Consider the following 21,172-nt stretch of genomic DNA (forward strand, 5'->3'; position numbering starts at 1 on the left):
GCCGCCCTGGCCCGCCACACCCCGTGGGAAAGAGATCGGACAAGCATGTCGGACACCATGTGGACCCTTCCGAATCTGGACACCATCACCCGTCGCCGGGTACTCAACGGCCTGGCCGGCACCCAGGTCGAGCACGGCCCCTACCGTCCCGTGACCAGGCTCTTCGAGGAGCAGGCCGACCGCACCCCCGACCATCCGGCGCTGTCGTACCGGACGACGACCCTGAGCTACCGTGCGCTGGACGAGCTGGCCAACGGCCTGGCCGCGGAGCTGGCCGAGGCCGGCGTGCGGCGCGGCGACGTCATCCCGCTGGTACTGGTCAACAGCCTTGAGCTGCCGCTGTCCATGCTCGCGCTGCTGAAGCTCGGGGCCGCGTTCGTGCCGTGCGACCCGGCGTGGCCGGCCGAGCGGATGCGCTCGGCGCTGGCCGTGATCGCGCCCCGGCTGGTGCTGGGCGAAGGTCACCACCCCGTCGCGGCCGACTGGGTGACGCCCTCGCCGCACCGGAGAACCGTCGAGCCGGGGCCGGAGGAGGTGGCCTACGGCGTCTTCACCTCCGGTACGACCGGGACGCCCAAGTGCGCGCTCAACGTCCACCGCGGCCTGACCAACCGGTTCAGGTTCATGTCGCGCTACTTCCAGGCCACCGGTGAGGAGGTGGTGCTGCAGAACAGCAGGCACACCTTCGACTCGGCCATCTGGCAGCTGCTGTGGCCGCTGACCACCGGCGGGTGCGCCGTCGTCCCCGAGCAGGGCGAGTTCCTCGACCTGGAGCGCACGGTCGCCACCATCGCCGAGCACCAGGTGACCATCACCGACTTCGTGCCCGCCACCCTCGCCATGATGGTCGCCCTGCTGGACACCGAGCCCGGGGCCGTGGCGAAGGTCGCCTCGCTGCGGCACCTGGTCGTGGGCGGTGAGGAGGTCGGCCCGCACGCCGTGCACCGGCTGCGGACCCTCCTTCCCGGCCTCCGGGTCTCCAACGGGTACGGCCCGTCGGAGACCTCCATCGGCATGGTCTTCCACCCCATCGACTTCGCCGACGGCGACCACATCCCGCTCGGGCGACCCATCGACAACTGCTACGCCGTCGTGCTGGACAAGGAGCTGGGTCTGCTGCCGCCCGGCGAGATCGGTGAGATCGTCGTCGGCGGCGCCTGCCTGGGCATCGGCTACCTGGGCGACCGCGAGCGCACCGACAAGGTGTTCGTCCCCAACCCTTTCGCCGAGATCCCCGGTGACAAGTTGTACCTGACGGGCGACCTGGGCTGGTATGACGAGGCGGGCCTGCTGCGCTTCTCGGGACGGGCGGACCGGCAGGTCAAGGTCGACGGGGTGCGGATCGAGCTGGGCGAGGTCGAGGCGGCCGCCGCCGGCTATCCGGGGGTCAGGCAGGCCAAGGCCGTGGCCGTACGGCAGGGCACGCGCACCCGGCTCGTCCTGGCGGCCGCCGCCAACGCCGAAGTGACCTCGGCCGCGCTCCGCGAGCACCTGGCCGCGCAGCTGCCGCGCACCAGCATGCCGCACCACTGCCTCATCCTGCCGGACCTGCCGCTCAGCGACAGCGGCAAGGCCGACCTCGGGGCGATCCGGGCCCTGATGGAGGAGCGGCTGGACAGCGGCGCGCGGCAGTCGGTCGACGGACCTCTGGACGAGCGGATCGCCGAAGTCCTGAGGGGCGTGCTCGGCCTGGCCGAGTTCGCCGTCCACGACGACTTCGTGACCTGCGGCGGCGACTCGCTGACCGCGCTCGCCGCGGTGCTCGGTTTGCGCGCGGCCGTGGGCGTGCGGGTCGGCGTGCAGGACCTGTACGAGTGCGGAACCGCGGCCGCGCTCGCCGAGCTGCTCCGAGACAGGGTGGAGCCGGCGGAGCCGGAAGAGGACGAGTCCGCGCTGATGGAGCGCGACGCCCGGCTTCCCGGTGACCTGGTGATCACCACCGCCACTCCCCGGCCGCCGCGCACCGTCCTGGTCACCGGCGCGACCGGGTTCGTCGGCGCCAGGGTCGTCCATCGGCTGCTGTCGGCCACCGACCTGCGGGTGATCTGCCTGACCAGGGCCGCCGACCACGCCCACGCCCGGCGCCGCGTGACAGAAGCGCTGCGGGCCCAGCGCTTATGGGACGCGGCGGTCGCCGGGCGCCTGGAGGCGATGGCTGGTGACCTGGGCAGGTCGCGGTTCGGCCTGGACGCCGCGGAGTGGGAGTCGCTGGCGACCGAGTGCGACGCGGTGATGCACGTCGGCGCCCTGGTGAACTTCCTGTTCGACTACCGCGCGCACCGCCCCGCCAACGTGCTGGGGACGCTGGAGGTGCTCCGCTTCGCCGTCCACGGCCGGCCCAAGCCACTGCACCACATCTCCACGCTGGGCGTGCTCGACCGGCACGCCGCGGCCTCCGGCGAACCGCTGCCCGAGGACTTCCATCCTGGCCAGGCCATCCCGCCGCGCAGCGGCTACAGCCGCTCCAAGTGGGTGGCCGAGCGGCTGCTGTGGGAGGCGCGGGACCGGGGCGCCACCGTCACCTTCTACCGGCTCGGCGAGGTGATGCCGGCCGCCGACAACGGCGTGCCCAACCCGCGCGCACTCACCCACCTGCTGCTCACGGCCTTCCAGCGGCTGGGCGTGCGCCCCGACGTGCCGATGCTCACCGACTACTCTCCGGTGGACGAGGTGGCGGCCCGACTGGTCGCGGGCCTGACAGGACCGGCAGGCGCCTTCCACGTGTTCCGCCCCGAAAGCGTCGACCTCGCCCGCCTGCTGCCGGTGCGGGAGGTGCCGGCCGCCGAGTTCATGGCGATGCTGGAACGCGACCCGGAGCTGGACACGCTGCGCGCGATGCTGACGGGCACCGACCTGGCCGAGCTGCTGGTCGACAACCCGGCCCTGTTCGTCAGGGGTTCCGCTCTTGACGCAGGATCGCTGGACGCCGCGATCGGCGCCTACCTCACTTCACTGAAGGGACACTGAGATGCGTTACCGGACGATGGGCCGCCTTGGCTGGCAGGTCAGCGAGATCGGCTACGGAATGTGGGGCATCGGCGGCGGCCCCGGCGGGTTCACCGGTTGGGACTACGATGTCGCGCCCCGCTGCCTCGACCTGGCCGTCGAGCTGGGCTGCACCTTCTTCGACACGGCGTGGGTGTACGGCAGGGGCGTCAGCGAGCAGCTGCTCGGCCGGCTCCTGCGGGACTATCCAGACCACGGGCTCAAGATCGCCACCAAGGTTCCGCCCAAGAACAGGGAGTGGCCGCCGCGCCCGTCCGACACCCTCGACGACGTCTTCCCCGCCGACCACGTCAGGGAGTACGTCCACCTCAGCCTGGATAACCTCGGGGTCGACCGCATCGACTTGCTGCAGTTCCACGTCTGGGAGGACCGGTGGACCCCGGACGAGCGCTGGCAGCGGGTGGTCGCCGAGCTGAAGGCCGAGGGCCTGATCGAGGCGTTCGGCCTCAGCGTCAACCGCTGGGAGCCCGCCAACTGCCTGCGCGCCATCGACACCGGGCTCGTGGACGTCGTCCAGGTCATCTACAACATCTTCGACCAGGCTCCGGAGGATGAGCTGTTCGAGCGGGCCCTGCGCGACGGCGTCGGCATCATCGCCAGGGTTCCCTTCGACGAGGGCGGCCTCACAGGGAGGCTCACGGCCGACACCGTCTTCCCCGAGGGTGACTGGCGGGCCACCTACTTCGGCCCGGAGAACCTCGGCCCGACCGTGGAGCGGGCCGAGCGGCTGGCGAAGACGGTCCCCGACGGCATGACCATGCCGGAGCTGGCGCTGCGGTTCATCCTGCACCACCCGGCCGTCAGCACCGTGATCCCCGGTATGCGCAGACCCGAGCACGTGCGGGCCAACCTGGCGGTCTCCGACGGGACGCCGCTCGACTCCCGGCTGCTCCAGGAACTGCGGGCGCACCGCTGGGACCGCGAGCCGGCGTGGTGGTCGATGTGAGCGTGATCGCGATGTGGGCGCATCCGCGGGCGGTCTCCACCGCGTTCCTGCGGATGATGATCGAGCGCGGTGACGTCTGCATAGTCCATGAACCGCTGGTCACGCTGACGGACTGGAACGAGGTCCAGGCCCCGGGTCTCGACGGCGGCACCGTCACGCTCCGCAGCCCGGGTGAGGTGCTCGGGCACCTGGCCGAGCTCGGCGTGGACCGCACGGTGTTCTTCAAGGACACGCTGGAGTACCGCCACCAGTACCTGTTCGACCACCCCGAGGAGATCGCCGGGTTCCGGCACACCTTCATCGTCCGCGACCCCGCCAAGGCCATCGCCTCGCATTGCCTGATCAAGCCCGAGGTCGCCTGCCACGAGATCGGTTACGAGCACCAGTACGACCTGTTCGAGCTGGCCTGGCGAGTGAGCGGGGAGCGTCCCGTCGTCATCCGCGCCGAGAGCCTGCTGGCCGAGCCCGCCGAGACGGTCGCCGCGTACTGCCAGGCGGTCGACCTGCCGTACCTGCCGCACGCGCTCCAGTGGGTGCCCGAGGACCGCGTCGAGTGGCACCGGAGCCGCCGCTGGCACCTGGACGCGATCGCCAGCTCGGGGTTCAGCGCGCCCGCAAAGGAGTACGCGGCCACAGTCGACAACGACGAGCGGCTGCGCTCCTACTACGACCACCACCGCCCCTACTACGACCGTCTGGTCGAGCACGCTCTCATCTGAAGGGACTTCCATGACCGCCGCAGCACAGCACACCGAGGTCGAGCTCTCGCCGGGAGAGCAGTTCGCCCGCGCCTACCTCAAGGAGCGGGACAGCGCCGAGGTGCGCTTCGACTTCACCATCACCGACGCCTTCAAGCCCACCCAGGACCGGCCGAGGGTGACGGTGCGCAACCTGTTCAAGAAGCGCCTGATCGATACCGACACCGTCAGGGTCTGGTGCGAGTCGCGGTCCACCGCGGCCGAGGCCGCCGGGGTCCACGAGTCCGGGCTGCGCCGTGAGGCCGCCTTCAAGTTCGGCATGGCTGAGTTCGGCGTCGCGCCGATCAGGGGCTGGGTCCAGATCCCCGACGAGCTCGCGGACGACCCCGAAGGGCTGGCCCGCTTCCTCGACTACCGGCTGCTGGTACGACTGGCCACCGCGGAGAACCAGGCGCTGACCATCGGTGAGAAGGGTGTGCTGAGCCATCCCGAGGTGGCCAAGCTGCCCTACCGTGGCACCTACGTGGACGGCGTGCTCGCCGCGTGCGACGAGATCGAGCAGACCGGCGCCACAGCGCACGCGATGGTGGTCAACCCTCGCGACTACTACACGCACATGCTCGGCGCCGGCAGCCTGCTGGGCGACCTGGCCCGCAACGGCACCGTGATCAGCCGCACCCGCATGGTCGAACCCGGGTGCGCGCTGGTCGGAGACTTCGCCGTCGCCGCCCAGCTCCTCGACGCCGGACGCTCGGTCATCAAGGTCGCCGAGCCGCCAGAGGGCACCTTCGCCGCCCCGGGCGTGGCGGTCTGCGCGGAGATCTACGAGGGCGTCGCGGTCCACCTGCCAACCCACTTCTTCCACGTGATCCCCGCATAGCCCGCCGAGCCCGAAGGTGAGCTCCCGAGGAGCGCCGAAGTCGGTCGGCCACCACGGAGCGGGCGGGGGCGGCTCGGAGCCAAGGCACCGAGCCGCCCCGCGTCCCACGCCTGCCTCACGCGCCGGCGGAGGTGGCCGCCGCGGTGACCAGCGTCCGACGCAACCGCACCACGCTGGTCATCGCACACCGGCTGTCGACCATCCTCACCGCCGACCACATCATGGTGCTGGCAGACGGTCACGTGGCCGACGTGGGCACCAACCGTGGTCTATCCGCTGGAGCGGCCCTTCGCGTGGCGGCCAATGGGCGTGATCAGGTGAAATGCGCGCTTCGCACGAACGCGACCGCACCGAGCGCGGCGATCCACCAGCGGCCGAATAACACCGCCGCCAGCCTGGCCGTGCCGTCGCCCGTCAGCCTGGAGTAGCGCCTCAGTCGCCTGCCACCGGCTTCCAGAGCACGGCGTGCTGCTGGCCATCAAGATACATGGCGTTCCCGGCGATCTCCCCGTGGACGTTGATGGCGTTGGCGGCCGTCGCCGTGCCGCCCGCGGGGTCGGGAAGCAGAGCCGGTGCCTGCGAGGGGTCGGTCCACACCGCCGCGCGGGTGGTGCCGGAAGCTGTGCCGCAGGTGTGCGTCCCGACGATCACGTCCCCGTCGTTGATGGCCTTCGGGCGGGCCACGCCGCCGCGGTCCTCAAGGCGCCGCATGCCCGTCTCGGGATTCCACACGAAGCCGGCCTGGAGCACGCCGTCCGCGTCGAGCGCTGACTGGCCGACAACCTGTCCCTGGTTGTTGAGGCCGCTCGCCTCGCTCCAGATGCCGCCCAGAGTGCCCAGCTCGGTGACGGTGCCGTTCTCCCACAGGAAGGCGCGCTGGGTCTGCTGGTTGGCCGGCAGGCCCGCTCTTTCGGTGCGGCGATGAGTGCCGGCGATCTGGCCGGTCGTGTTGATGCCCGTGGCCTCGCTGCCGGCGACGAGGTCGAGATCGGTCTTGACTCCGTTCCGGATCACGAAGGCCTGCCTGACTCTGATGTGGCCGGGCAGCAGGGTGCTGTATTCGCCGACGATGGCGCCCTGGTTGACGTCCCTGGGGAACGCGGCGAACCCCCCGAAGGTGCCCAAGTCCTGCATCGTCCCTTTGTGCCAGAGGAAGGCGTGACCTTTCTCCGACTCCGTGTAGCTGCCGCCGACGACATGGCCTTCCTCGTCGATCCCGGAGGCGTCGCCCCTGGGGCCGCCAAGGGTGCCCACGTCGATGATCTCGCCGCTGTCCCAGACGATCGCCCGGGTCGCGCCGGTCGCGTTCCGGCTGAAACCAGCGATCTGTCCCAGGTCGTTGATGTCGAGCGCACCGCCGGTCACGCCGAGGTCGACGGCCTCCCACCGGTCGGTCGCCGTCGGGCACTCGTCCGCCGCGGCCGGGCTCGCGCCCAGCGCCTGCCCGGCCGACGTCATGAGGAGAGCGCTCGCCAGGATTGTGAAGCTCTTGCTCGTGAATCGCATGATCATCACCGCGTATCGGGTAGCCGATAATTCAAAACGATCATAAAGATAAACGCGTCGTTGATTTTCGGCAAGAGTTGACAGCCGGGAAATCGGCGAGAAAAGCATCCCGCGAATAAACGCTACCTGCACAGGCCGGCGCCGCCGCGGCCCGGTGATCACGAACGGAAAGGGGAACGTCACAATCCGCTTCTCGACGCGAAAGCAGAGATGCGAATCGAGAAACCCGGCACCACCGGTGATGGCCACGGTGGGACGGCTCATAAGCACATCTCGGGAACCTGCCCACCCAGGGGGCCCGGACAGGGCAAGTTGAATTCCTTCGGCCTTACTTGCGCGACGGAACGCCGGCTACCTTACTCTCGGTTATGAGCGGGCTTGCGCTGCGTAAGATTTTAATCCTCCGCTTTGATTTCGGGCCGATGCTATGTCCGGTTGATTGCCGGCGCCAAGACATCCTTCATGAACAACGTCAGGTCGGGCAGGCATTTTGGGCCTGCCTCCACGCGGTGACCGCTCGCCTGCGTTGCGAATAATCGGGCGCACCGATTGCCCGCGGCCATGAGGTCGCGGTGGGTGGCCTGCCCGGGGTTCCGGCCGCCGGCGAGCACGAAGATCGAGAATGAGCAGGTCGCGGTGCTGCGGGCCGACGTCGGGGCCACGTTGGTCCCGGCTCCGGCGACCACCACGTGGCGGCGGCGAGCCCATGAGGCGTCCGCCACCGCCACGAGAGCACCGATGGGTGGCACACCGTTGATCAACTTCATCGCGCTTCCAGGGGCCGGAGATCTTTCGGTGGAAACGATCTACGTTGGGGCGCGACGTCCTCAACCGTGGCGGCGGGTCAGCGGCTGATGCTGGGCGTCTGCCACGTCGCCCCCGTGTTCATGTCGATCAGCTTCAGGAAGCAGCTGCCCTGGGACCCCACGGCGAAGGTGTAGGTGCGGGTCTCGCCGGCCGAGATGTAGAACGAGCCCTCGTCGCCGAACCAGCGCCCGTTGGCGCAGACGAGGTTGAAGTCCACGTGCGCCGTGCTGCCCGCGTTTTTCTGGTAAGAGGCGTCGTATCCGCGCGGGTCGATATTTACACACAAATATCCCACGCCCGTCGACGTGCACTGCGACCGGGCCTCGGCGGGCGCCCCGAAGGCCAGCAGGCCGCCCGCCACGGCCAGCGATGAAAGGGCGGTGGTAATGGTGCGACGGATGAACTTCATTGCTCTCCCCTATTTCCTGGTCGGGATCGATGGCATGGAATTTAGCAGCTCCCGGGTACGCGTACTTTCCGTTTAATGGGCGGCCCGCGAATTGTGGTGGAAAAAGAAAATAGAGGGGGGACGCAACCTTCCTCCGCCCTTGCGTGTCCTTGTAGGGGTGGAGGATCCGCAGGACGGCGAGAGGTCGTTCGAATCATTCGTGGCCGCTCGGCTGGCGGCGCTGTACCGCTACGCCATGGTCCTGACCCGCGACCGGCACGACGCCGAGGACCTGGTGCAGGAGGCACTGACCAGGACGGGGGTGCACTGGCGCAGGATCGTCCGCAAGGACGACCCGGAGGGCTACGTCCGCACGGCGATGCTGCGCATCATGACCAACCGCTGGCGGCGCCCCCGGCGGGAGGTCGCCGTGGCCGAGCCGCCCGAGCCCGCCGTGGCGGACCTCGGCCTGGAGGGCCTGCTCGACGACGCGAGCCTCAGGGCGCGGCTCGCCGAGCTGCCTCCGCGCATGCGCGCCGTCCTCGTCCTGCGCTACGTCGAGGAGCGCAGCGAGAAGGAGATCGCCCGCCTGCTGGGCTGCAGCACCGGCACCGTCAAGAGTCAGGCGTCACGGGCGCTGGCGAAGCTGCGTACCGCTCTCGATACTCAGGAGGTCGATCATGGATGACGTGGAGTCGCGGCTCGGCGACGTGCTGGGCGACCCCGGCCGGGCGGTCCCGCCCGAGGGCCTCGCCGACCGCGTCCACCGGGGCGTCGCGGTCAGGCGGACGCGGCGCCGGGCTCTGATGTTCGCGGCGGCGGCGTGCGCGGTCGTGCTGGCGGCGGGCGTACCGGTGGCGTGGCGGCAGATCGGGGGAGGGGAGCAGACGGTCGCCAACTCCATCGACGGGCTTGAGGACCTGGTCGACATGCCTGGTTCGGTCGCTTTGCCGAAGGAGACCAAGGACGCCGGCGACTTCTTTCCCGAGGCGCTGGGCGAGGACGGGTCCGTGCTGGGTAGGTCGGACAAGGCGAAGAAGTTGTGGGAGACGGGACCGGAAGGTGGTCCGCTGCGCCCGCTGAACGAGGACGCGGGCGCGACACCGGCCACCGGATCGGGTATCCGCGTATGGCCGGGGACCAATATCGTCGCCCCGCTCTACTGCCAGGACCAGAACGGCACAACACCGGTCATGCCGTTGAACCTGGTCGGGTCGCCGTTCTGGGTCAGCGGAGGGACGATCGTCGGCAGTGATCCGCAGATGCGGCCGTGGACGGCGAAGGGCTGCACCCAGGGAGCCCCGGTGTCCGGCGTCTCCGGCGAGGCGGTCGCGTTCTCCTATCCCGATCTGTTCGTGGCCGACCCCTTCGACCCCAAGGGCCTGCGCGAGGTGAACGTCGAGTCGGGGGAGGTGGCCGCTCAGCACCCGCTGCCCGAGGGGGTGAACGTCCGGACGGCCGGTGAGGACCGGTGGCAGCTCTGGCTGGCCGCCGCCAACCGTGACACGTTCGCCTGGGTCTCCGACGGCATGCTCAGAACGGCGGACCGCGCCGACTGGCGGGTCAGCGAGGGCCCGCGTGTCGGCCGGGCGGTGGAGCTCAACTGGGGCGGGACCGGGATCCCGGCGGACGGAAGATCTCAAGCCGCGTATGCCCAGCTGGGCGCGCACCTCACTGCGGGCAACCGGCTCATCGTGTACACCGGGCACGCCGAGTTCGACGAGAGGCCCGGCTGGCAGTCCGTGGTCTACGACCCGCGCAGCGGCCAGTCGTTCGAGTTCCAGGGCGTGGCGTACGCGGCCGGCGACTGGCTCCTGTGGAACGACGGCACCTCCTACCGCCTGGCGCGGGTCCGTTGATCAGACGCCCCTGGGTGATGATCGTGCTCGTGGCGCTCCCCACGGCCGTCAACCTGGCTGACGACGGGCTCACCTGGATCTGGACCCGATCCCTGCCGGGGCCCCTGCTCCACGCGATCGCGTGGGCCGGGCTGCTGGACGCGTGGCTGCTGCTCGACCTCCTCGCCGCCGTGGGTGTGCTGGGTGGCGCCGCCGTCGTGGCGGTGGCCGCCCGGCGACCGGCGGTCGCCGCCGCACTGCTCGGCCTGGTCGCGGTGGTCAGCCTCGCCGCCGTCCCGACCGGGCCCGAGGGGTGTCCGTCGCTCTGGTACGGCCTGGCGTACGCGGCGGCACTGGCGACGCTGCCGCGCTCTCGGCCACGCTCTCGGCCGCGCCGAGACGCGGCCGAGAGTCGCGCCGATCCTCATCCGGCCTCGGTCAGCACTGGTCGAGGTTGATGCCCTTCGTCTCGCGGGCGGTCAGGAAGACCACCAGGCTGATCAGGCACAGCCCCGCGAGGTACCAGGGGAACCAACTGGCGTGGCCGCTGTCCGTCAGCCGCTCGACGAGGTGCGGTGACGTGCCGCCGAACACCGCCACGGTCAGCGAATAGGGCATCCCCAGGCCGACCGAGCGCACCTGCGTGGGGAACAGCTCCGCCATGGCGGTCGGCGCTACGGAGGCGTAGCAGCCGAACAGCAGCAGCCCGACGGTCATCACGATCACCAGCGACTCGGGTGTCGAGTTCAGCAGCGTGAACAGCGGCACGATGAGCACCACATAGCCCCCGGCGAAGGCGCACAGCAACGGCTTGCGCCCGATTCGGTCGGACAGAGCGCCGTACAGGGGCAGGACCATGATCATGGCGGTCTGCGCGATCACCGACGCCCACAGCGCCGACTCCGCCGGCATGCCGAAGTTGTCCTGTGCGTAGCTGGGCAGGTAGACGAGGAAGGTGTAGTAGACGACCGTCGCGCCGACGGTGAATCCGACGACGCGGAGTCCGCTGACCGGATGCCTGCGGAGCACCTCCCAGGTCGGACGGCGCACTCTGAGGTCCCGTCCGGCCAGGAAGGGGCTGGTTTCGTGCAAGGTGCGTCGCAGCTGGAGGCCGTAGACCCCGAACACGGCGCCGAGCGCGAACGGCACGCGCCACCCCCATTCGGCCAGGCCGGATTCGCCCAGGACGCTGAAGAGCAGTTCCGCCAGCAAGGTGGCGGTCAGGGGGCCGAGTGTGCCGGTGACGTACGCGAAGCTGGAGTAGAACCCCCGGCGGCCGGGTGGGGCGATCTCGGCGAGATAGGTGGCGGCGGCGGCCATCTCCCCACCCGTGGACAGTCCCTGCACGATCCTCGCCACCAGTAACAACGCCGGTGCCAGCAGCCCGATCTCCGCGTAGGTGGGGCACACCGCCAGGATCAGGCTGCCGCCCGACACCAGGAGCACGGCCAGCGTCATGCCGCCGCGCCGGCCGAACCGGTCGGTGTAGCTGCCGAGCAGGATGCCGCCGAGGGGGCGGAAGAGAAAACCGATCGCGAAGATCATCATGGTTTTGACCTGGGCGAGCGCGGGATCGTCCGCGGGGAAGAACTGGCCGGCGAAGAATACGGAGAAGATCGCGTACGCGTTCCAGTCGAACCATTCCAACGCGTGGCCGATCGTGGCCGCGACGAGGCCGCGGCGCGACACCGGGCGAAAATGGCCGGCGGTGACGGGGGAATGGCGCATTGTGTCAGTATCACGCGCGACGTGGTCTTTCTGGGTGGGATTCGCGACCCGTGCTGGGATCGTCGGCGTGATAGGGCAACCGGGAAAAGCGACATTCCACGATTTATGATGACAATATTGGTTATTATGTGTGACACACATTTATCACACGGTCGCGAGAATAATGGTTTCCGTGGGTGGCGGGTCCCCGTTGGAGCGACGTTCGAGAAGGGTGATCCCGGCCGCGAGCTCGCGGAAGGCGACGGCGAGCTCGTTGGCGCCGCGGGTGTCGGCCTCGGCGGCCAGGCAGAGGGTCGCCAGCCGCAGCGTCGTCGCGGCACCTGAGGTGAGCCGCTCGCGGCGGGTGAACAGCGGCACGGCCGCCTCACGCAGTCCGTCGGCGATCCGGTGCGCCCACGGAGCCGGCGTGCCCGCGTCGAGCGGCCCGAGGACGCTCCTGAGTGCCTCGTCCGCCGTGTGCAGCCTGCTCGTCAGCGTGTCCGGCGGCACGACGTACGGGCCGGCCGGGAGGCTGGTCTGCTTGAGGAACGCCCGGGCGAACTGGGCCGGCCAGTCGGAGGGGGCCGTGTCCAGGCGCAGGACCCGCGCCAGAGCGTGCGACAGCGCGCGTCCCATGACCCGGTCGAGGGCCCGGTCGAAGGCGTGATCGAGGTCGAGCGCGTGATCGAGCACGAGGTCGGGGTCGAGCACGACGTCAAGGGCGTCGGCCGCCGTCCATCCGCCACCGGGGTTCGCGGTCCGGGCGCGGGTGAAGGACGCGGCCAGGGTGTCCGCCATGACGCGGGCGCGGGCGCGGTCACGTTCGCGGTCGAGGCATTGGCTGAGCGCGCGAAGGTCGGCCTCCATCTGGCCGAGGTCGGCCGGGTGGTCGAGGCCGAAGGCGTCGCCGATCCCGCGTACGTGACTGATGGTCCGGCTCAGGTCGAAGGCGTGGTCGAGAACGTGGTCGAGCGCGGGGTCGAAGACGGGAACGAGGTCGAGATCGCGGCGCAGCACGCGGACGCCCACGATGGCGCGCAGCAGGAGCAGGCGGACGAAGGTGGGCATGGAGCGACGGATGTCATCGTTGACGTGCCTGATCAGCGTCGCGGCGTCCACCGCGTAGGGCTGCCCGGCTTCGGGAGGCGTCCACAGCCGGGGAGCGCGGTGATCGCCGGGTTCGCTCCAGACGCTCAGCGCCGACGCCCCGGGGTTGAGCGAGCGCTGAACCACCGGATTCTCGATCTCGTCATGGGTCGGTAGCCGATAGACGGGCTCGTTGCCGGTGACTCCGTTGACCCAGTCGACGAAGGCCGCCGCGTCCCCCGCGCGTACCCCTGTGATCGAGTGGTCGCCGCACGGCCCGTACGCGATGGGCTCGATCCTGGCCGGGCCGTCCGGCTCCGGAGCCCGCGTGTCCAGCACGTACAGCCAGTAGATGCCCGCGGTGATCGGCCGGGCGCAGACGCGTCCGCCGGTGCCGGTCCTGGTCAGGTGGCGCAGATGGCGGGCGACCAGGACGCCGGCCATGAGCCGGCGGCGCTCGGGGTCGGCGTCCGGGGTGAAGGCGGAGCCCAGGAGCCGGTCGAGCCGTTCACGGAGAACGGGGTCGAGCTCGCTGCCCTCCTCGGCGCAGTCGAAGGCCAGGGACAGCGCGGTGACGGTGCCCGATGACAGGCAGGCCGCCACGATCGGGTCGGCGTCGGAGCGAGCGGCGTACAGGAGGGTCGTCTCCCGCCACCACACGTCGTCGACGGCGGCGACCAGCACGTCGGGCCGGCCCTTGTCACGGATGTGCGCGGCGGCCAGGTACTCCTGGAAGGTGTGGTGGGCGAAGGAGTAGAGGTCGCTCTCGCGCTCGATGAGCAGGCCGTTCGAGCGGACGTCGCACAGGAGCTCCTCCGCGGTGAGCCGCGTCGCCATGCGGCGCAGGGCCGGCCGGATCTCGGCCAGTACGGCGGTGCTCGGCAGGTCGCGGACGCCGCGTTGCATCATCGCGTGCGCGACCCGGCGCAGCAGCACCTCTTTCTTGTCGCCGCTCAGCTCGAGCGGGAGCTTCTTGGCCTTCTGCCGCCGCCAGAGCATCACCTGGCAGATCTCGCTGTAGAGGCGCTCGCGGCTCTCCGGCAGGGCGCCCGGGTGACGATGGACGTTGGCGATCATCGTCAGCAGCAGCGGGTTGATCGTCAGTTCGTACAGCTCGGGGGTGTGGTTGAGCCGGTCGAGCAGGTCGTCGGCCGCGGCCTCGGCGAGCCGCCGCGCGTCCTCGCCCGCCTCGCCGTGCTTTTCGACGGCGGTGTACCAGCCCCGGACGAACCGGTTGACCTGCTCGTCGGTGAAACCGCACACCTGGAGGACCGTCGCGCCGTCGACCCGGGCCGACAGGTAGCCCCGGGGCCGTGAGGTGATCGCGTAGTCGTTCTTGGGATAGCGCCTGATCTGGGTTTCCACCCAGTCGGCGACGCTCCTGCGGTCGTCCTGGCCGGCGATCTCGTCCAGGCCGTCGAGCATGACGACGCAGTCGCCGTCGCGCAGCTTCTCCTCGAACCAGCCGGCCGGCTCCTTGACGCCCGGCTCCACCGTGGTCCGTACGAGCTGCGGCAGTGAGACCGTCGGCGCCGTGACGATCTCGGCGGCGTGGTCGCGCAGGTAGAGCAGGATCGGCACGCTACGCCGCCGTCCCCGCCCGGCCCGGCAGATCTGCTGGGCGGTGTGGCGTAGCAGGGTGCTCTTCCCGCTGCCCGGAACGCCGACGATCGCCAGCACCACCGGGCGCCGCCGGTCGAGGAAGTCGCCGATCGAATGGCGGTCGGTCACCTCGGCGGGCAGCTGGGCGAGCACGTCCTGGCGTACGTCACGCGGCGCCCGATAGGCCAGGCTCACGTCGACGAAGACCTCGTCCAGCTCGGGGGTGTAGTAGCCGATGGTCGGCAGGCCCTTGAGATCGATGTAGCGGAGGCTGCCCAGCAGGGACTCCCGGTAGCGCTTGTCGAACCGGGACACGCGCCGCCCCACGGCCCGGTCGAGGCTGTCGACGATCCGCTGCCGCCAGCGCTCCACGACCTGCCCGGCGATCTGCCCGGCGAAGAGCGCGAGCGCGAGCAGGCCCTCGTAGAGCGCGAGCAGGACGCCGGTGACCACCGGGTCGTCCCAGATCCGCGGTCCCCACGCGGCCACCGCCACCGACGGGGGAACGATGGCCGCCAGGAGCCACTTGACGAGCTTGCCGACCATCCGCCCATCGTTCACCGGCGACGGCGGCCACGTCCGGATCTCTACGGAAGGTGATCAGAATCTATCCCCGTGTGACTGGGGCGTCGCTTCCGCGGCTACGCCTCAGATGTCGTTCGCCGCCACGTAGCCGAAGGTCATGGCCGGTCCGATGGTCGAGCCGGCGCCGGCGTAGCTGTGTCCCATGACGGCGCCGCTGGCGTTGCCGGCCGCGTACAGCCCGGGAATGACCGAGCCGTCCGCCCGGAGCACCCGCGCCCGCGCGTCCGTACGCATCCCGCCCTTGGTGCCCAGGTCACCTGGGACGATCTTGAACGCGTAGAAGGGCGCCAGCCACAGGGGCGCCAGGCAGGGGTTGGGCTTGACGACGGGGTCGGCGTAGTAGCGGTCGTAGACGCTGTCGCCACGATGGAAGTCGGTGTCCTTGCCGGTCGCCGCGAAACCGTTGAACCGGGTGACCGTGGCGCGCAGCGTCGCCGCCGGGACGCCGATCTTCTGCGCCAGCTGCTCTATCGTCCACGCCTGGAAGGCGGCGCCGCTGTCGTACCAGGACTGGGGGAAGGGCAGCAGCGGCGCGATGTCCTTGAACAGGTAGCGGTTGCGGTAGTTCTGGTCGACGATCAGCCAGGCGGGGATGTGCGGCGAGGCCGCCGTGTTGCGGTCGTACATGACGTGCACCACGTCGCTGTACGGCGCCGCCTCGTTGACGAAGCGCTCGCCCTTGCCGTTGACCAGGATGCAGCCGGGCAGGGTGCGTTCGGCCAGGCAGAAGTACGGCTCGTCGGGCAGCGGGATCGCCGGTCCCCACCATGCGTCGTCCATCAGGTCCAGCGCGGCCCCGGCGCGTTCGCCCGCCTCGATGCCGTCGCCGGTGTTCTCCTTGGCGCCGACCGTCCAGCCGGTCCCGATGGGCTGCCGCTGGAACTCCGCGCGCATCGCCGCGCTGTGCTCGAACCCGCCCGAGCCGACGATGACCCCGCGGCGGGCCTTGATCAGCGTCTGTACGCCGTTCCGCGTCACGACCACGCCGGTGACGCGGCCGCCTTCGACGCGCAGGTCGAGCAGCGGGGTGTTCAGCCATACCGGTACGTTCGCGGCGAGCAGTCCGGCGCGCAGGCTCGCCGCCAGGGACTGGCCCATGGTGAGCGGCTTCTCGCCGCGCAGCGCGGCCGCCGTCCCTCTGGCCAGGCACGCGGCGCTCACCTCAAGGCCCTTCGGGTTGACCAGGGTGAGGTTCAGCCACTTGTAGTCGGCGCTGAAGACGACCAGGCCGGCCGGGGTGGGGATGTACGGCGGGTTCAGGTGGGCGAGCTCGGCGCCGAGGATGTGCCCGTCGATCTGGTCGGGCTCGATGGAGCGGCCGTTCGGCATGCCGCCGGGGTACTCCGGATAGTAGTCGGCGTAGCCCTCCATCCACCGGAACCGCAGCGGGCTGTTCCGCATCACGAAGGAGATCATGGCCGGGCCGTTCGTCAGGAAGGCCTGCTGCCGCGCTTGGGGAACGGTGTCGCCCACGACGCGGGAGAGATACTGGGCGGCCTTGGCCGGGGTGTCCGGGACTCCGGCGGCCAGGATCACCTCGTTGTTCGGGATCCAGATCCCGGCGCCGGACCGGGCCGCCGACCCGCCGAACGTCGGCGCCTTCTCGACCACCACGCACTGCAGGCCGCGCTTGGCCGCGGTGAGCGCGGCGGTCATTCCGGCCGCGCCCGATCCGACGACCACGACGTCGTACTCGATGTCGGCGGCGTACGCGGGTGCGCGGCCCAGGGCCGCTTCGGTCATGAGTACGCCGCCGGCGATGGCGGCGCCGCGCAGCAGGGTGCGGCGGCTGGGTCCTTCTGCGGGCATGGCGGGCGTTGCGGGCGTCGAATCGGCCATGGTGGATCGGATCCCTTCAACGTGCGTGCGCTGCGGGCAGCACAGGTGGTCGGAGGAACAGCCGTGGTGGCACCTCGCGCCGGTGCGACGCTACGGAAGAGCTGGGGGGTGTGGCCCCCGTCACAGCATGAAGCATGCGCTTGGTTGGGAACGCCTGTCAACAGATTGTGCGGGAGTGGCGATCTTCCGTTTTCCGGCCGGCGCGGCTCGCGGTCGATCGCCACGGCGGCGCATGATCGCCCGGTGTCCGGGCAAAGGCCGTACGGCCCATTGGCAAACATGATTGAGTGAAATTTGACTATCCGTCAGGTACGGGAGGCATCAAGGATGCGGAACGGCCGGACCGGCACGACGATGTTCGCGAGCGCGCTCGCCTTGGCGGTGGCCCTGACCGCCGGATGCACCTCCAGCGGTGGCGCGCGGAACCCGGCGGCCGCCCCCCGATCACCGGGCCCGGTGGCGAAGGTGGCGATCACCCCGGCGGACGGGACCAAGAAGGTCGCGCCGGACACCGGGGTCAGCGTCAAGGTCACCGACGGCAAGGTCACCCGGCTGGCCGTCGCCGATTCCAAGGGCCGTGAGGTGAGCGGCGCCGTGGGCACCGACGGGACCTGGCGCCCCAAGTGGCCGTTGCGCCCCTCGACGGCGTACACGGTCAGCGCCCAGGTGACCGGCACGGACGGCAAGGAGGTCACGACGCAGGCGAAGTTCACCACACTGAAGCCGAAGCGCGCGCTGGAGAGCGGCATGTCGCCGCTGGACGGCGAGAAGGTCGGCGTCGGCATGCCCGTCCAGCTCCTGCTGTCGCGGTCGGTGACCGGCAAGGAGGAGCGGGCCGCGATCGAGCGGGCCCTGGTGGTCGAGATGTCCGAGCCGGTCGAGGGCGCGTGGAGCTGGGTGAGCGACCGGGAGGTCCAGTTCCGGCCGCGTGAGTACTGGCCGACCGGGGAGAAGGTCAAGGTCGTCGCGCACCTGGCCGGCGTACAGGCGGGCGACGGGGTGTGGGGTACCAAGGACCGCAGCCTGAGCTTCACCGTCGGCGCCAAGCACATCACCAAGGTGAACGCCCGCACCCACGAGGCGGAGGTGAGCGACGGGGACAAGGTCGTCAAGACCATCCCGGTCAGTCTGGGCAGACCGGGCGACGACAGCTATTCGGGCACCATGATCGCCCAGGAGAAGGCCGCGGACATCATCATGGACTCCGCGACCACCGGCCACCCGGGCGAATACCGCATCCCTACCAAGTGGAACGTCCGGATGACCTACAGCGGCACCTTCTTCCACGCCGCCCCCTGGTCGACCGGCGCGCAGGGCAACTCCAACGTCAGCCACGGCTGCGTCAACGCGAGTCCGGCCAACGCCCGCTGGTTCTTCGAGTTCACTCAGCGGGGTGACATCATCCAGGTCAGCGGTACGTCACGGAAGCTGCGGTTCGGCAACGGCCCGACACCGTGGGCCAAGTCCTGGGACGACTGGCTGGCCGGCAGCGCGCTGGGCAAGCCCGTCAACGGGGGCTAGCCGCCTCAGGCTGAGCCGCCTACCTTTCGAGGACGACGGCCAGCCCCTGGCCGACCCCGATGCAAAGGGCGGCCAGACCGGTGCCGGACCCGGTCACGGCCAGCTGATGGGCGACCGCCCCGGTGATGCGGGCCCCGGAGGCGCCCAGGGGATGGCCTAGGGCGATCGCCCCGCCGCAGGGGTTGACGATCCCGGGATCGAGCTCCGGCAGCTCGGCCAGACAGCCGAGCGCCTGCGCGGCGAACGCCTCGTTCAGCTCGACGGTCGTCAGGTCGCCGAACCCCTTGCCCGCCTTGGCCAGGGCCTTCTTGATGGCCTCGACCGGGCCGAGGCCGAAGTAGCGAGGTTCGAGCGCGCTCACGGCGCTCGTGGTGATCCTGGCCAGCGGCTCGCGACCACGCAGCCCGGCCTCGTCGGTGAGCAGCAGCGCCGCCGCGCCGTCGTTGAGCGGGGAGGAGTTGCCCGCGGTGACGGTGCCGTCGGCGCGGAACGCGGGCTTCAGCCGGGCCAGCGCCTCCAACGAGGTGTCCTCGCGGATGCCCTCGTCGCGGGTGAGGCCGCCGACGGGGACGATCTCGCGGTCGAAGGCCGCCTTCGCCGCCTTCTGGTGGCTGGCCAGCGCGAACGCGTCCTGCTCGGCCCGGGTGACGCCGTGCTTGTCGGCGATCAGCTCGGCGCCTTCACCGAGGGCGACCGTGTGCTCGACGGGCATCTTGGGGTTGACCAGCCGCCAGCCGAGCGTGGTGGAGACGAGTTCCTGACCCTTGGCGGGGAAGGCCCGGTCCGGCTTGGGCAGCACCCACGGCGCGCGAGTCATCGATTCCACGCCGCCCGCGATCACGGTGGCCGCGTCGCCGAGGGCGATCGCCCGGTACGCCTGGATGACGGCCTCCATGCCGGAGCCGCACAGCCGGTTGACGGTCGCGCCCGGCGTGCTCACCGGCAGCCCGGCCAGCAGCGCGGCCATCCGGGCCACGTTGCGGTTCTCCTCGCCGGCACCGTTGGCGTTGCCGAGGATCACCTCGTCGGCGATGGTCTCGCCGTTGCGTTCCACCAGCGCCTTGATGGCGTGCGCGGCCAGGTCGTCGGGACGGATGCCGGACAGCGCCCCGCCGTAGCGGCCGAAGGGAGTGCGTACGGCGTCGAGAACGTAAACGGCCTTCACGCGAGGACCTCCGCATCCGTACGCTCACGCACGTGCGTGACGCTCACGCCGGGCGCGGTCTCGACCAGCGTGAGGCCCTTGTCGGTGATGTCGAGGACGCCGAGGTCGGTGATGATCCGGTGCACGCACGCCCTGCCGGTGAGCGGCAGCGAGCACTCCTTGACGATCTTGGGGGATCCGTCCTTGGCGGTGTGATCCATGATCACGAGCACCTTGCGGGCGCCGTGGACCAGATCCATGGCCCCGCCCATTCCCTTGACCAGCTTCCCGGGAACCATCCAGTTGGCCAGATCGCCGCGAGCCGAGACCTGCATGGCGCCCAGCACCGCGACGTCGATGTGGCCGCCGCGGATCATGCCGAACGACAACGACGAGTCGAAGAACGACGCCCCCCGCCGTACGGTCACCGTCTCCTTGCCCGCGTTGATCAGGTCCGGGTCGATCTCTTCCGGCGTCGGGTAGGGGCCGACACCGAGAATGCCGTTCTCCGAGTGCAGGATCACGTCCACGTCAGAGGGAAGGAAGGACGGGATGCGCGTGGGCAGCCCGATGCCGAGGTTGACGTAGTCGCCGTCGCGCAGCTCGGCGGCCGCGCGCGCGACCATCTCGTCCCGGGTCCAGCTCATGACGCGGTCCCTTCGGAGGGGGTGGGGACGGTCCTGGCGGTGGCCTGTACGGGGGGAGTGGAGGTGGTACGCCGTTCGACGGTCTTGGCGGCGGCTTGTTCGGGGGTGAGCGCCACGACGCGGTCGACGAACACGCCGGGCAGGTGGACCTCGTCGGGATCGAGCTCGGTCAGCTCCTCGACCTCGGCGATCGCGATTCGCGCGGCCATCGCGGCCAGCGGGTTGAAGTTCCTGGCGGCCTTGTTGAAGACCAGGTTGCCGTGCCGGTCGCCCTTCGCCGCCCGGACCAGCGCGAAGTCGGTGGTGATGGCGTGCTCCAGAACATACTGCCGGCCCCCGAACTCGCGGACCTCCTTGGGAGGCGAGGCGAGCGCCACCGACCCGTCGGGCGCGTGGCGCAGCGGCAGGCCGCCTTCGGCGACCGGCGTGCCGACCCCGGCCGGGGTGTAGAAGGCGGGGATGCCGCTGCCGCCCGCGCGCAGCCGCTCGGCCAGACTGCCCTGCGGGGTCAGCTCCACCTCCAGCTCGCCGCCCAGGTATTGCCGGGCGAACTCCTTGTTGTCGCCGATGTAGGAGGCGGTCACGCGGGCGATCCGCCGATCGGCCAGCAGGGTGCCCAGGCCGCCGCCGTCCACTCCGCAGTTGTTCGACACGACGCTGATGCCGCGTACGCCGGAGTCGTACAGCGCCTGGATCAGCACGTCCGGGATGCCGCAGAGACCGAAGCCGCCGACCGCGAACGACGCGCCGTCCCGCACATCGGCCAGCGCCTCATGGGCGGTGGCCACCACTTTGTCTCTCCGCACGACACTCCGCTTCGTAGTGTTCGCTAGATGAACTTCAGTTCATTATCCTGGTTGAGTATGCGGAGTCGCATCGCTTCCTGTCAAAGTCCTTGGGGGGCTTGAGAGTGGGCGGGGGTGAGGTGGGCCTGTTGGGGTGGGGTGAGGCGCGCGGGTTGAGGGCGGATGG

Annotated in this window: 18 protein-coding genes; 9 read left to right on the forward strand and 9 right to left on the reverse strand. The window is 70.3% G+C overall.

Annotation, left to right across the window (positions count from 1 at the left end):
- Positions 1-45: 45 nt before the first annotated feature.
- From ACIBO2_RS53435 to ACIBO2_RS53455, 5 genes are all read left to right on the forward strand, one after another.
- A complete protein-coding gene (locus tag ACIBO2_RS53435; protein WP_397304899.1) occupies positions 46-2,967 on the forward strand; it encodes an amino acid adenylation domain-containing protein in 2,922 nt (973 codons plus the stop codon).
- Between the two features lies 1 nt (position 2,968).
- Positions 2,969-3,952, forward strand: coding sequence for an aldo/keto reductase (locus ACIBO2_RS53440; protein WP_358535986.1), 984 nt, complete (start codon positions 2,969-2,971; stop codon positions 3,950-3,952).
- Complete coding sequence (locus tag ACIBO2_RS53445) at positions 3,949-4,671, forward strand: hypothetical protein (protein ID WP_358535988.1); 723 nt, start codon at positions 3,949-3,951, stop codon at positions 4,669-4,671. Before ACIBO2_RS53440 ends, ACIBO2_RS53445 begins: the two co-directional genes overlap by 4 nt.
- Positions 4,672-4,681: 10 nt before the next feature.
- The gene (locus ACIBO2_RS53450) at positions 4,682-5,530 is read left to right on the forward strand and encodes a family 3 encapsulin nanocompartment shell protein (RefSeq protein WP_358535990.1); all 849 of its coding nucleotides are present in this window, start codon (positions 4,682-4,684) and stop codon (positions 5,528-5,530) included.
- Positions 5,531-5,673: 143 nt separating this feature from the next.
- On the forward strand, positions 5,674-5,958 hold the full coding sequence (locus ACIBO2_RS53455) for a hypothetical protein (RefSeq protein WP_358535992.1): 285 nt from the start codon (positions 5,674-5,676) through the stop codon (positions 5,956-5,958).
- Between the two features lie 4 nt (positions 5,959-5,962).
- Here the strand turns inward: ACIBO2_RS53455 and ACIBO2_RS53460 are convergent, their stop codons facing one another.
- From ACIBO2_RS53460 to ACIBO2_RS53470, 3 genes are all read right to left on the reverse strand, one after another.
- The gene (locus ACIBO2_RS53460) at positions 5,963-7,300 is read right to left on the reverse strand and encodes a hypothetical protein (protein WP_358535994.1); all 1,338 of its coding nucleotides are present in this window, start codon (positions 7,298-7,300) and stop codon (positions 5,963-5,965) included.
- Between the two features lie 161 nt (positions 7,301-7,461).
- The gene (locus ACIBO2_RS53465; RefSeq protein WP_358535996.1) at positions 7,462-7,803 is read right to left on the reverse strand and encodes a hypothetical protein; all 342 of its coding nucleotides are present in this window, start codon (positions 7,801-7,803) and stop codon (positions 7,462-7,464) included.
- 77 nt (positions 7,804-7,880) lie between these two features.
- Complete coding sequence (locus tag ACIBO2_RS53470; RefSeq protein WP_358535998.1) at positions 7,881-8,252, reverse strand: hypothetical protein; 372 nt, start codon at positions 8,250-8,252, stop codon at positions 7,881-7,883.
- Between the two features lie 139 nt (positions 8,253-8,391).
- On the opposite strand from ACIBO2_RS53470, the gene ACIBO2_RS53475 reads away from it, so the two are divergent.
- Genes ACIBO2_RS53475 through ACIBO2_RS53485 form a run of 3 tightly spaced genes read left to right on the forward strand, consistent with a single transcriptional unit; the run spans position 8,392 to position 10,527 of the window.
- A complete protein-coding gene (locus ACIBO2_RS53475) occupies positions 8,392-8,919 on the forward strand; it encodes a SigE family RNA polymerase sigma factor (protein ID WP_358536000.1) in 528 nt (175 codons plus the stop codon).
- Entirely contained in the window at positions 8,912-10,090 is a 1,179-nt protein-coding gene (locus ACIBO2_RS53480) for a hypothetical protein (protein ID WP_397304900.1), read from the forward strand. The genes ACIBO2_RS53475 and ACIBO2_RS53480 overlap by 8 nt, the downstream gene beginning before the upstream one ends.
- Before the next feature lie 14 nt (positions 10,091-10,104).
- Positions 10,105-10,527: a hypothetical protein gene (locus ACIBO2_RS53485; protein ID WP_397304901.1), complete on the forward strand. Its 423-nt coding sequence runs from the start codon at positions 10,105-10,107 to the stop codon at positions 10,525-10,527.
- Here ACIBO2_RS53485 and ACIBO2_RS53490 read toward each other — a convergent pair.
- The 3 genes from ACIBO2_RS53490 to kstD form a co-directional block, all read right to left on the reverse strand.
- Positions 10,508-11,797 carry an MFS transporter gene (locus ACIBO2_RS53490; RefSeq protein ID WP_358536006.1) on the reverse strand — a complete coding sequence of 430 codons (1,290 nt, stop codon included), beginning with the start codon at positions 11,795-11,797 and terminating at the stop codon, positions 10,508-10,510. The genes ACIBO2_RS53485 and ACIBO2_RS53490 overlap by 20 nt on opposite strands.
- Before the next feature lie 144 nt (positions 11,798-11,941).
- Positions 11,942-15,010 carry an NACHT domain-containing protein gene (locus ACIBO2_RS53495; protein WP_397304902.1) on the reverse strand — a complete coding sequence of 1,023 codons (3,069 nt, stop codon included), beginning with the start codon at positions 15,008-15,010 and terminating at the stop codon, positions 11,942-11,944.
- Positions 15,011-15,112: 102 nt separating this feature from the next.
- Positions 15,113-16,888, reverse strand: coding sequence for a 3-oxosteroid 1-dehydrogenase (kstD, locus tag ACIBO2_RS53500; protein WP_397304904.1), 1,776 nt, complete (start codon positions 16,886-16,888; stop codon positions 15,113-15,115).
- 327 nt (positions 16,889-17,215) lie between these two features.
- Between kstD and ACIBO2_RS53505 the strand changes: the two genes are divergently transcribed.
- Entirely contained in the window at positions 17,216-18,409 is a 1,194-nt protein-coding gene (locus tag ACIBO2_RS53505) for an Ig-like domain-containing protein (protein WP_358536012.1), read from the forward strand.
- Positions 18,410-18,428: 19 nt separating this feature from the next.
- Here the strand turns inward: ACIBO2_RS53505 and ACIBO2_RS53510 are convergent, their stop codons facing one another.
- The 3 genes from ACIBO2_RS53510 to ACIBO2_RS53520 are packed head-to-tail and all read right to left on the reverse strand — an operon-like array spanning position 18,429 to position 21,006.
- The gene (locus ACIBO2_RS53510) at positions 18,429-19,574 is read right to left on the reverse strand and encodes a thiolase family protein (RefSeq protein WP_358536014.1); all 1,146 of its coding nucleotides are present in this window, start codon (positions 19,572-19,574) and stop codon (positions 18,429-18,431) included.
- A complete protein-coding gene (locus ACIBO2_RS53515) occupies positions 19,571-20,200 on the reverse strand; it encodes a CoA transferase subunit B (protein ID WP_358536016.1) in 630 nt (209 codons plus the stop codon). Before ACIBO2_RS53515 ends, ACIBO2_RS53510 begins: the two co-directional genes overlap by 4 nt.
- Entirely contained in the window at positions 20,197-21,006 is an 810-nt protein-coding gene (locus tag ACIBO2_RS53520; RefSeq protein WP_397304905.1) for a CoA transferase subunit A, read from the reverse strand. The genes ACIBO2_RS53515 and ACIBO2_RS53520 overlap by 4 nt, the downstream gene beginning before the upstream one ends.
- Positions 21,007-21,172 lie beyond the last annotated feature (166 nt).

This window comes from Nonomuraea sp. NPDC050022 (genome assembly GCF_044460705.1).
GTDB lineage: Bacteria > Actinomycetota > Actinomycetes > Streptosporangiales > Streptosporangiaceae > Nonomuraea.